At 69.8% G+C, this 11,225-nt stretch carries 12 protein-coding genes; 6 read left to right on the top strand and 6 right to left on the bottom strand.

The window, feature by feature from the left end:
• Window positions 1-23: 23 nt before the first annotated feature.
• On the bottom strand, window positions 24-416 hold the full coding sequence (locus tag ACWCRA_RS35045; protein WP_451069462.1) for a DUF6907 domain-containing protein: 393 nt from the start codon (window positions 414-416) through the stop codon (window positions 24-26).
• Window positions 417-650: 234 nt separating this feature from the next.
• Here ACWCRA_RS35045 and ACWCRA_RS35040 point away from each other — a divergent pair, with 234 nt between their 5' ends.
• The 4 genes from ACWCRA_RS35040 to ACWCRA_RS35025 all read left to right on the top strand — a co-directional run bounded on the left by ACWCRA_RS35040 (window position 651) and on the right by ACWCRA_RS35025 (window position 4,598).
• Window positions 651-1,385, top strand: coding sequence for a GntR family transcriptional regulator (locus tag ACWCRA_RS35040; protein WP_451069461.1), 735 nt, complete (start codon window positions 651-653; stop codon window positions 1,383-1,385).
• Between the two features lie 280 nt (window positions 1,386-1,665).
• Entirely contained in the window at window positions 1,666-1,857 is a 192-nt protein-coding gene (locus tag ACWCRA_RS35035) for a helix-turn-helix domain-containing protein (protein WP_451069460.1), read from the top strand.
• 234 nt (window positions 1,858-2,091) lie between these two features.
• The gene (locus ACWCRA_RS35030) at window positions 2,092-3,141 is read left to right on the top strand and encodes a bifunctional DNA primase/polymerase (RefSeq protein ID WP_451069459.1); all 1,050 of its coding nucleotides are present in this window, start codon (window positions 2,092-2,094) and stop codon (window positions 3,139-3,141) included.
• On the top strand, window positions 3,138-4,598 hold the full coding sequence (locus tag ACWCRA_RS35025; RefSeq protein ID WP_451069458.1) for a DNA primase family protein: 1,461 nt from the start codon (window positions 3,138-3,140) through the stop codon (window positions 4,596-4,598). Before ACWCRA_RS35030 ends, ACWCRA_RS35025 begins: the two co-directional genes overlap by 4 nt.
• 729 nt (window positions 4,599-5,327) lie before the next feature.
• On the opposite strand, the gene ACWCRA_RS35020 is transcribed toward ACWCRA_RS35025, so the two are convergent.
• The 3 genes from ACWCRA_RS35020 to ACWCRA_RS35010 form a co-directional block, all read right to left on the bottom strand.
• Window positions 5,328-5,516, bottom strand: coding sequence for a hypothetical protein (locus ACWCRA_RS35020; protein WP_451069457.1), 189 nt, complete (start codon window positions 5,514-5,516; stop codon window positions 5,328-5,330).
• A 1,014-nt stretch (window positions 5,517-6,530) separates the two neighbouring features.
• On the bottom strand, window positions 6,531-7,043 hold the full coding sequence (locus tag ACWCRA_RS35015) for a hypothetical protein (RefSeq protein ID WP_451069456.1): 513 nt from the start codon (window positions 7,041-7,043) through the stop codon (window positions 6,531-6,533).
• A 111-nt stretch (window positions 7,044-7,154) separates the two neighbouring features.
• The gene (locus ACWCRA_RS35010) at window positions 7,155-8,195 is read right to left on the bottom strand and encodes a tyrosine-type recombinase/integrase (protein WP_451069455.1); all 1,041 of its coding nucleotides are present in this window, start codon (window positions 8,193-8,195) and stop codon (window positions 7,155-7,157) included.
• A 525-nt stretch (window positions 8,196-8,720) separates the two neighbouring features.
• Here ACWCRA_RS35010 and ACWCRA_RS35005 point away from each other — a divergent pair.
• Both ACWCRA_RS35005 and ACWCRA_RS35000 read left to right on the top strand, forming a co-directional pair.
• Entirely contained in the window at window positions 8,721-8,876 is a 156-nt protein-coding gene (locus tag ACWCRA_RS35005) for a hypothetical protein (protein WP_451069454.1), read from the top strand.
• 99 nt (window positions 8,877-8,975) lie between these two features.
• Entirely contained in the window at window positions 8,976-9,158 is a 183-nt protein-coding gene (locus ACWCRA_RS35000; protein WP_451069453.1) for a hypothetical protein, read from the top strand.
• Here the strand turns inward: ACWCRA_RS35000 and ACWCRA_RS34995 are convergent.
• Entirely contained in the window at window positions 9,150-9,713 is a 564-nt protein-coding gene (locus ACWCRA_RS34995) for a helix-turn-helix domain-containing protein (protein ID WP_451069452.1), read from the bottom strand. The genes ACWCRA_RS35000 and ACWCRA_RS34995 overlap by 9 nt on opposite strands.
• Before the next feature lie 206 nt (window positions 9,714-9,919).
• Window positions 9,920-11,014, bottom strand: a complete 1,095-nt coding sequence (locus ACWCRA_RS34990; protein ID WP_451069451.1) for a DUF2637 domain-containing protein — start codon at window positions 11,012-11,014, stop codon at window positions 9,920-9,922.
• Window positions 11,015-11,225 lie beyond the last annotated feature (211 nt).

Genomic DNA, 11,225 nt, shown 5'->3' with positions numbered 1-11,225 from the left:
CATCGTGTTCTCCACCGAGCCGCTCACCGGCACACCCCCAGCCCCGCCAGCAGCGCCCGCATCCGCAGCTCGTCGCCGCCGACCCCCGGCGGCCGGCACGGGGCGGGTCCTCCCTCGGCGAGTCGGGCGAGCTGGGCTCGCAGGAGCCGGATGCGGTGGAGGTGGAGCGCTAGGTCGTCGATCAGCGCGTCGAGCTGGGTTTCCGTCAGGTCGGGCCAGGTCGACTCCGAGAGGGAGACGGCCGGCGTCCCGTCACCCCACTGCATGAGCTGGACGCTCAGCAGCGGGCCGGGGGCGTAGCTGCCGGTCATGGCGTACTCGGGTCCGGAGTGCAGCCGGTCGTCCGGGCCCGCATGGTCCAGCGGTAAGCCCGTGCACCACGCCCGGCCATCCGGGCATCGGCGGATACTGCTCATGGGTCGTCGCTCCTCAGGGCGGTCCAGCCCGGTCCCGGGAGGCACCCCAGGGCCGGGCACCTGCGTTTCCGCAGGTCAAAAGGCACATCGACAGATTCCGGTGACCGGAATTTCGACGCATCCACACAGTAGACCACCAGTCCCCATGAGCGCTACTAGTAGCGCTATAACTACACGTGACTTACTCTCGTGAGTGCACCTCTGCACTCGGAAGCCCCAAGAGAGGAGTCGGTAATGACCGAGACAACCGGATACGCGAAGATTGCTGCCTTTTATCGTCAGCAGATCCAGAGTGGAGAGCTGAAGCCCGGCGACACGATGCCGTCGCTCCGAGAGGTCTGCGAGCGATTCGACGTGGCCAACACCACCGCGAACAGGGCCTACCGCGTGCTGAAGATGGAAGGGCTGACGCTCCCCAGGGCCGGCGTGGGAACAGTCGTTGCGGGACCCGTCAGCAACAACATTGCAGCCCGGGTCCGTCTCCACACTGCTACGGGAAAAGCCCTCGATAGTGGTGAAACCTCCCAAATTTTGGAGGTAGGCACAGTGGGAGCGAGCGAGCTGATCGCCCCGCGCCTGGACGTGGCTCCTGGGACTCCCGTCCATGTCCGACGGCGCCTAGTCAGCAGGAATGGCGTGCCGATCCATGTCAGCAGCTCGTATTACCCGGCCTACGTGATCGCCGTCACTCCAGAGTTGACGCAGTCCGTATCCACTGGGGGCTCTCGTGAGCTGGCTGCGGACCGGCTGGGAGCAACACAGGACCAAGTCCTTGAGGAGGTGACCTCACGACTTGCCACTGAATCCGAAAAGGCATCTCTCGGCCTCAGTACCGGAGAGGTGGTCGTGACCCAGGTGGTGCGGACCGTAACCCTCACAGATGGTCGTGTCGTCGAGGTAGCGGTGAAGATCGCTGGCGGAGCAACGATCCTCCGCTGGTCTTCCTCCCTGAGCAGCGAGGGCAATTAGGGAGTGGCGGCGAAGGTGTAACAGATTCGGGGGTCACTCCGTCTATGGCTGTGTGAGCACATTCTCAGCCCACTCTGCCTACGGTCACGCTCTGAAATCCTCGGAAGTTCCCGGAAGATCTCACTGGTTGTCCAGACGTCCCATGACGTCTCGTGGTGTCTCACCAGTGAAAAGAGCCCCGCCACGGGCCTCAGCCGATCAGCTGCCGTCCTCAACGGCTGTCGGGCCAGGGGGGTATCGTCTTTCCTGACGCGAGAGCCTCAGGAGGCGATTCAGCGACATGGAGAGTGACACGTCGACGGTCGAGTGGCTCACGGTCAGTGAGTTCGCCACCCATTTCCGGGTGTCGGACCGGACCGTTTGCCGCTGGGCCGAGAGCGGACAGCTCCGGATACGGAGGATCGGCCCAACCGGCCGACTCATCCGCATCCACCGCTCAGAACTGAACAGCGAGCTCCCGGCCACGGCCTAGCCGTAGACATGCGTCGAGGCCCACCGACGGGAATCGGTGAGCCTCAAGGACGCATACCGGGATTCTACCCACCGGACGGTAACCGGGGCCGGGTAGAGGCGGTCTACGAAACGCAGAATTCAGACCCCTGCGTGGACAGAGTAAGACAGCCCGACTCATGACCACCATCCGCCCTATGGTCGTGGTGTCCAGGCCCCGGTACCGTCCCCTACCCCGTAGAGGGACGCACGCAGCATGACAAAAGCCCAGCTCATGGGGCCTAACGGCACAGAGCTACCCACCCCCGCGCGAGGGTCTGCCCTGGACGCGGCGTCCAGGCGTCCGCCCGTAAGTGTGACCGCTGCACAGACGGCAGTAGCGCTCACATGGGTCAGCCGCGGCTACCCGGTGGTGCCCTGCTCCCGCAAGGACAAGGCGGCGCTCGTCGCCGGATTCAGGAGGGATTCGTCTCCAGAGGCCATGAGACGGTTCTCGGACCCGGAGACGGTCCGGGCGTGGTGGTCGGGCCGGTACGCCCGCGCGCACGTCGGACTCCTCACCGGCCGGGCCGTCGACGGCCGCGGCCTGGTGGTCGTCGACCTGGACATCCGCAAGTCGGACTCGGTGCTGCCGGAGGACCTGGAGGACGTGGCGTCCGGGGCGGACGTCCTGGAGCGCCTGGTCGCCGACGCGGGGGAGGAGTGGCCCGACACGTACACCGTGCTCACCCCCAGCGGGGGCGTGCACCTGTACTACCAGCAGCCCGTCGACGGGCCGCTGATCGGCTGCGCGACGGGCGCCGGCGCCACGGCGCCGCACCTTGGGCCGCTGATCGACGTGCGGGGGATCGGGGGGTACGTCATCGCCGCCGGGTCGTTCAGCGCGGCGCAGGGCATCGTGTACCGCCGGATCTCCGATGCTGGGCTCATGCCCCAGCCGCTACCGCCCTGGCTCCTCGAGCGGATGCAGCCCCCAGCCGTCGAGCCCGTCCGAGTACCGGCACCTCGAGTTCAGCACCTTGTGTCCGGCACCCGCGCGGAGCGGGCAGCCACGGCCGCGCTGAACACCTCGGTGGAGCGGGTGGAGACCGCACCGGACGGCACGGGGAACCGCACGCTCTTCGGGGCCGCTCGGTGGCTGGGGGAATTGTCGTCGACGGCCCCGGCCGTGCTCAGCGAGACCGCCGTGGAGCAGCTGCTCCTGGCGGCGGCGGTCGCGGCCGGCCAGCCGGAGCGGCCCGCGGCACGGACGATCCGGTCGGGGTGGGAGCGCGGAGTGCGCGCCAGCGGAGCAGGTGCCGCGTGACCGAGACCGACATGTGGGCGGGAGACGACCTGACCAAGGCGACACCACCCGGACCCCCCGCACAGCGACGCGCTGTTCGCCGCGCCCGCCCCTCACAGGTGGTACAGCACCGGGGCCAGCTCCGTATGGCAGAGCGGTTCCTGGCAGAGCATGGGGACGCGTTGCGGCATGTGCACGGGATCGGCTGGCACGAGTGGGACGGCGCCCGCTGGCTCGCAGACGAGAAGCGGATCGACATCAGCTATGCCGTGGACACGGTGAAGGCGGCGCTCGTCGAGCTGCGCGACATGTCCGGCGACGATCGGGATGACCTGTACAAGGACATCCGCAAGAGCGAGTCCGCCAGCGGCCTGGAGGGCATGGTCAAGATCGCCTCCGCCCGTGCACCCATGAGCGTGGCGAGCAAGGAACTGGACGCGGACCCGTACCTGTTCAACACCCCCACGGGCACGGTGAACCTCGCGACGGGCGATGTCTGCGACTGCTCGCGCGAGGACCTGATCACGAAGGTCGCCGGCGCCGGTCTGGACAGCGAGGAACAGGGCCAGGGCAAGGAGGACGGCGGAGAGGCCGAGTGGGAGGCGTTCCTCGAACGAATCCTCCCCGACTCTGAGGTACGAGCCTTCGTCCAGCGGCTCTTCGGGTACGCCATGTACGGGCGGGTCACCGAGCACGTGATGCCGATCTTCACCGGCACCGGCGCCAACGGCAAGGGCACCCTCCGAGACGCCCTCATGGCCGCGTTCGGCGACTACTCCATCGAGGTCGACCCCGCGATCCTCATGGAGTCCAAGCACGAGCGCCACGGCGCCTTCAAGATGCGCCTGCGCGGGGCACGGCTGGTGTTCTGCTCCGAGACCGAGAAGGGGAAGCGGTTCGCGGAGGCCACTATGAAGCGCCTCGTCGGAGGCGACCCCATCGAGGCCAACCTCATGCACAAGAACCCGATCACGTTCGACCCCAGCCATCTTCTGATCATGCTGACCAACCATCTGCCGGCCGTGTCAGGCGATGACCCGGCGGTTTGGCGCCGCATCCTCGTCGTGCCGTTCGACGTGGTGATCCCTGTGGAAGAGCGGGACGGGAGTCTGCCCGACCGGCTCCGGAAGGCCGCGCCAGCCGTGCTGGGGTGGGCGTATGACGGGTGGCTGGCCTATCAGGAGCAGGGCCTCGCTCCACCGGAGGTCGTGCGGGTGCGGACCCAGGAGTACCAGGCATCGAGCGATGTACTCGGGCGTTTCCTCGAGGAGCGGACCATCAAGAACAGCCACGGGGTCGTAAAGGCTCGCGACCTCTTCAGCTCCTGGACGAGCTGGTGCCTCGCAAGCGGAGAGCAAGCGAACTCAGAGAAGGCGTTCGCCGAGTCCATGACCCTCCGGGGGTACGAGAAAAAGACCCGGAACGGCAGCCGTCACTACCTTGGGATCATGATCGCTGGGACCGACGAACCTGCCTGACCCGCACTCCCTCAAGACACCCCCCGCAGAATTGACGGGGGGTGTCTCGTTTTTTGGTCGCAACGCTCTGACCTGCACAAGTAGAGGGTCACAGAGGGTTTTCCGTTAATTCGCCATGTGCGCACGCATGGAGAGTTTCGGAAAACCCACCCTAACCCTCTACCAAGATCGTTTAGCGGACCTGTAAAACGGCGTCCGACGGCAGCCCTCCCCAAGCTGCGCCGGGGGGTGGTGAGCTGCTCTGGCCGGAGGTAGAAACGGCGGCTGCCAGACCTCTGTCTGAGGTCCATCCGGTGAGGACCGCTCACCACGCCCGCGCGCTCCGAGGCCGGCCATCAGGTGATCCGGCGGGCGCGGCTGGAGGGTCGTGCGGCGTAGCCGCTCCGCTGTTCGTTGTGAGGGACGGCCGTTGGCGGACGTCGACAACCCCTGGTTGTCGTCGAGCTGGTGGTGGGGGAGTGCTGCTCTGGGGTGGGTCCCCGGCGGAGCCGGGGCGGGCGAGCAGGTGAGAGGGCTCTTTACGGCCGATTCACGGGGCCTTTGTGTCGGCCCGGAGCGAGACAGGGTCGGCGACGGACGGCCGGCGGGTGGGGGAGGACCCCTGTCGGCCGCCTCGAGGGACCGCGGGGAAGGGCGCTCGCTCTGTGTACGGGTTCTGGGAGTCGCTGTACGCCGTTGTGTGCCCTCCGGGCGGCTGTCGCCCGGAGGGCATGTTCGGTTAGGTTTCGGTCAGGTCGGGATGCGCTTGATGATGTCGCCCAGGGTCTCCGCCTGCGTCATCATCCGGACCGCGCGCTCCTGGTCGTCTGCCGCTACCTCCCCGGCTGCGAAGGAGAGGTAGCGCACCCCAAGATCAAGCAAGTGGAGCGCTTCGGTGAGCCTGTCGGCAACGGGCTGTTCTGGTGAGTCAGTGGCCATGTGGCCAGTGTCCCGGCCCGGTACGGGGCAGCAGCGAGTTATTGCTTACTGGGCCCAGTTCGCGTGATCACCGGAAGTTCTGAACCCGGCAGACCGGAGAGGCCACTCCCCGGCGGTCCGGCCGTCGGTAGGGGAGCGGGTTCCCCCCCGCTCTGGGGGCTGTTCCGCGCAAATGCTCCGACCTGCGACGCCACGATTTCCCCTCCCCGGCGGTCCTTCGCGCGGACCGGAGGGGGTCCCTGCCCACCCCCTGGTAGTCCGCTTGTTCAGTCAGACCCCCTCTAGAACTTCACCGGGTCGGGAATCAGCGGGCGCGGCCCCGTCGACCGGGATGCTGTCGACGACCCTGGGGTGTCGTCGACGGGCGCCCGGTGCGGCCGGTGCTATGGGGCGGCGAGTCCGCTGCTCCGCTCCCGTGTGTGGAGGGGGCCGCGACCGGTCGCGGCAGGGGCGGTGGGAGAGTGCCCTCGTGACGCGACGACAGCTCGGCGCAGGCGCGCCGGTCCCCGATCCCGCTCCCCGTGATCCCCGGGCCCGTACAGCGGCTGAGAGGGCCGCAGATGCCGAGTGGGTGGCGGTGCCGGCCCCGGCCCCGGTGGGAGGTCCGGCAGGCGGTCGTCGACGGCTGGGGTCCGGGGGCGGCGTCGACATCGACGGCCAGGAGCAGCCCCGCGCGTGAGCACGGGTGGAACCGGATGCCCCAGACCCGTAGCCACGGCTGCCGTCTATACGTCCCCGGTGGCCGGCGGGCGGGGGGAGGGGGTGCTCCCCCGGGGCGTGGTGCCGGGGTGAGGTGGTGTTGGCGGTGGGGGTGCTGGTCGGTTGGGGCTGGTCCCGCGCGCGCCCGCGTAGGGCGGTCTCATCTGTTCCACCGGCGTTCCTTTTCGCAGGTCAGGGCGTTCTGGTGGGGTCTCACGGCGAGACGTCGGAATGTCAGATTTTCAGTTGGTTCGGTCATGCTGGAGGGCCCGTCACCGTGGTGGTGGTGACGGGCCCTTGCCGGTGCTGGTGCTGCTAGCGCTGGAGGAGGCGCCGCCGGAGCTGCTGGGGGAGGGCCATGAACGCCTCCCGTTCCAGGCTCCAGATGGTCCGGGTGGTCACGGGGCCGTGGTGCCCCCGGTCGCGGAGGTAGGCAGTCAGGTCGGCCTCGGTGACCACGGCCGATGTGCCGCTCTCCTCCTGGACGACGGCGCGGTACGTGCCGGGGCCGGGCTGCTCCCCGATGTCCATCAGGTGGGCGGCCAGCGCGACGCGGGCGACGTCGAGGGCGCCGACCTTGGTCCGCGGTGTGGTGTCGGTGCTGGCGGTGGTCCAGGCGCTGCCGCTGAGCTGCTCCACGGTCCATGTCAGCGTGGGGTCGAGCGTGTACGGCGTCCACATCTGCCGCCGCCACTGGTCCTCGGTGATGGTCGAGGGGCTCTCCGCGCCGTCCCGGCCGACGCGGCTGTACCCGGTGATGAGGGTCTGGCCGGCGTCGTCGGTGGTGATCCCGGTGCAGCGGAAGAAGTACGGGTGTCCGTCATCCATGCTGCGGAACATCTGGCCGATCATGAGTTCCTCCAGGTGCTGCGGGTGGTGGTCCGTGCTGGGCGGGGATTGATCTTCATGAGTGCTCCTAGTGGAAGGGCTTCAGAGCCCTCAGAGCCCGGAGACGGGGTTGTCGTCCCAGCGGTCTCCGTCTTCGATGTAGCCGTGCAGGGCGCTGGAGCCGTCTGCCCAGCCGCCGTGCCGGCCGATGCGGGTCATGTCGTGTCCGGCCCGGTGGGAGGCGGTGACGAAGCCACGGCGCAGCGAGTGGGAGCGCCACCGGCCGTCGAGGTCCGCGGCGGCGCCCAGTCGCTGTACGAGGTCTGAGGCCGCGTCGGGTGTCATCCGGCCGGACGGGTCGCCGATCTGGATGCCCCGGCGGTACATGGGCGGGGCGATGCGGCCGTGCCGGTCGATCCGGACGAACAGGGGCCCAGTGCTGCGCTCCTGCTCGGCGAGTGCGGTGATCAGGGCGCGGACGGCCCGCACGGGGCAGGTGCCGGGGTTGCTGCCGTAGGGGATGGCGGTGTCCGTGAACGCCTTGATCTTGTGCCGGTAGATGGGGATGTCCAGCCCCTCCGGGGTCTCGGTCACGTCGCCGATGTCGAGCGCGACCAGCTCGGACGCGCGGGCCGCGGACGCGTATCCGAGGAGCAGCAGGGCCGCGTCCCGCATGCCGGGCAGCGTGGTGCGGTCGAGGGCGGCCAGCATCTCGCGCAGTACGGCCGGGATCGCGGGGGACGCCTTCCTGGGCCGGGCGGCCGGGTCCTTCGCGCGCGCCAGCTGGTCGCGGTAGCCGGTGAGGACCCGCCGGGCGCCGCTGGTCTCGGGGCGGGGGAGTCCGGTCTCCGCGTGCAGGGTCGAGATGGCCGAGAGCGCGCGGGAGATGGAGCTGGGCGCGGACGGCCGGCCGGTCCGGGGACGCGGCGCTGTAGTGAGGTGCGTGGCGTACTCGATCAGCTGCTCGGGCGACGCGGGGAGCGGGGCCAGGCCGTGGCCGGCGCACCACGCGAGATAGGCGGCCCGGTCCTCGCGGTAGGCGCGGCGGGTGGAGTCGGAGCGCCCGGCCTCCACGGCCGCGCGCGCGGCGGGGGAGAGCGGTCCAGGCACGGCCGGGACGGCCGTCGGGTTTCGCCGTGCGATCTCGCCCATGTGAAGTCCCCTCAGACTGCCCGCTGTTCTGGCTCCTGAGAATGGAGATTATCAGGAGCCAGACGGGTTGTCAGGAGATTCACCGGTAGACAGCGGACGACAGGAGCGGACACCACGGACACCGATCCGGCGGGCAACTTATGCGCTCCAGAAGGGAGAGAAAAGGAGAGAGCTGTCAAGGGCTGGCGGAGCCCTTGCATTGGGGCTGATCGCCGATACGGTGATCTCTCACCAGCGGCTTGCGCCGCTTGCCCCCGCGTACCGCACTGTTGTGCTGCCGCCGGACCTCGGACAGGTCGGCGGCTTTCTCATTCCCTCCGCCCTCAGGGCGACTGCCGCCGTGCCTCGGACAGGCCGGCGGCTTCTTCATACCCACGGCGCGCTTCGTCGTGCCCGCATTCGAGAGGACTCTCCATGACCACGTCGACTCCCACCCCGCCTCCGCCGTCTGCGCCGACCCCGCCCCCCGCTCCGCCGTCTGCTCCGGGCCCTGACGGGTCACAGCACCGGGATCTCCTGCCGCTGGTGATCGCGCTCGCCGTGACGGTCGCGGCGATGCTCATCGGCGCGACCGTCTACGTGAGCTACCAGCATCCGAGGATCGCCGACCCGATCATGGCGGGTGGTGCCGTCGCGGTCGTCATCGTCGGCCTGGTCCCGATGCTCTACCGCCGCCGGTGACCCCGCCGCGGGGTGGGGAGCGGTTACGCTTCCCCACCCCCCGGGGTCGGATGGGCGGATACATCCGCGCGGTGACCCCGGGCCCGGCACGATGGGGACATGGACGAACTGGTGACCCTGCACGGCGGGCCTCTGGACGGCACTCGGATCGGAGTGGACCCGGCGGACCCGGACCCAGGTGTGGCGCTGGTGTGCGACCACGGGATGTACGGGGAGGGCGGCCGGTCCTGGTACACGCCCGGCCCGGACGGCCGCTGGGTGTGGAGCGGCGACTCAGCCTGAGCGGCGGCCCCACCAGCGGCGCCGAGGCGGCGGGGTGCTCCCGGCCTCGGCGGGCGGGCGGTCGTGACCGCCGCTCTGAGCGGGCACCACGGGCGGCTCGTTCCCCTCCCTGTCCGCCTCCGTCGCCGGGGGAGCGGTCCCCATGGTGAGCGCCTGGACGAGCCGGTTGAGGACCTCCACCCGCTCGCCCCGCTCGTCGAGCTGCGCCCGCAGATGCCGGGCCTCGGCCTCGGCCAGCTCCGCCCGGTGCTGAGCGGCGAGCAGCTCGGTGCTGAGCGCCTGAGCGTGCGCGGTGAGAGCCTCAGGCCCGGTCTGATCGGAGGGGGTGCTCGCGGCCCCCGCTCGCCCGCTCACGGACAGCTGCTCATCAGCGCGTGCGGGGGCGTTCAGCCGGAACCCGGCGGCGAGGAGATCCTCCACGGGGATGAGCCAGCCGCGGACGGGGTCCAGGCGGGCGCCCGGGAAGCTGCCGTCGGCGCGGCGCCGGCGGATGGTGGACAGGGAGACGCCGGCGGCCGTTGCGGCCTCTTGCTGGGTGAGGCGGGGTCGTTCCATGTGGGCATCCTTCCCGTCCGGGGGTGGACATGGATGCGCCCCCGCCGGGAGTCCGGCGGGGGCGCGATCGCTGCTCGTTCCAGAGGCGGGGGTACTCGTCGTGGACGGGGTCCCGGCCATATGCGCGGTGCGGCACCAGAGGAGACGAGAGGTTCCCTGCGCGCGTCAGTGGCCAAATCTGGGGCTGGTGGTGCTGGTGTGGTCGTTCAGTTCGAGACCAGCTCGTTCATTTCCTTGCGGCGGGCGTTGATCCAGCCGATGGACCAGCCGGTGCGGCCGGCCAAACTGCGCACGCTGTCTCCCGGGTGTTCACGGAGCACGGTCAGCGCCTCTGACTCGGGGAGCTTCAGGGTGTTCATGGGCTGGGTCTCCGCACTGTTCACCGAGTCCGTGAACACGGAGGTAGCGGCCGTCAGCCCGCTGGTGTTCACGGGTGTGGCGGTGGTGTTCATGACCGGCGTGCTGGTGTTCACGGGGTGCGGCTGCGGCTGTTCACGGTCGGCACGCTGGCGCTGCTCAGCGGCCTCACGAGCGCGCTTAGCAGCCGCCCGGTCCCGCTGTTCACGGTCTTCCCGGCGCTCCTGGGCCCGGCGCTCATCCTCGAGCTTGGCCATCCGGAGCGCGTGCTCACGGTCCTCACGGGCCTGCTCAGACTCCCTGTCCAGCCGTTCACGCTCCAGCCGCTCAGCGGCCTCACGCTCCTCGCGGGCGATCTGGGCGGTGTGCTCCCGGGCCTCCCGCTCGGCGCGTTCACGGGCCCGCCGGTCCGAGTCCGCCCGGTCACGTTCACGGTCCTCGGCGTGTTCACGCTCCTCCCGCTCGCGTTGTTCACGGACGCGTTCATCTGCCTGTTCACGGGAGCGTTCATCTGCCTGTTCACGCTCGATGCGGTCGAGCTGCTGGATGATCGTCCGCCGGTACGCGAGCGCGGCCTCGGCCGTCACGATCAGCAGGATCGGGGCGACGGAGTGCACCGCGACGCCCACCCAGTCGCGCTTGAGCGCGCTGTCGCCGACGTTGAGGAGCAGCGTCATCAGACCGGTCATCCACCGCAGGACCGTCGGCCAGCCCCCGGGCCGGCCACCGAGCCGGGCGACCACCGCGTCCATGCGCGTCGTGATGACGACTGCGGCGTCGACCACGACCGGCAGGATCGGCGCGGTCCACTCCCAGCCCTCCGGCGTCACCCGCATCACCAGCGGTGTCACCGTGAGGACGGAGTACAGGATGGCGCCGCCGGTGATGGTCCAGGTGCCTGCCGTCAGGGTCCGGTCAGCGGCCTGGATCTGAGCGGGGGTCATGGGCGTGACCCTCATGGATGGTCCTCTCGTACAGGGTGGTGGGGGAGTGCCCCGGGCCGACTCGATGCTCTCGGATCGGCTCCGGCCCGGGGCGCCCGGGTCAGTGAGGAGCGGGCGGGTGAGGCCGGGGGGCCTCGGCCGGCGGGGTCGGCGTCCGGCCGTCCCGCTCATGCGGCTGGGGCCTGAGCGGCAGCGGGGCGGTCATCCTCCG

It is taken from the genome of Streptomyces sp. NPDC001889 (assembly GCF_053594535.1).
The sequence above is the reverse complement of the archived record's forward strand: the minus strand, read 5'-3'. Positions and strand labels throughout refer to the sequence as shown.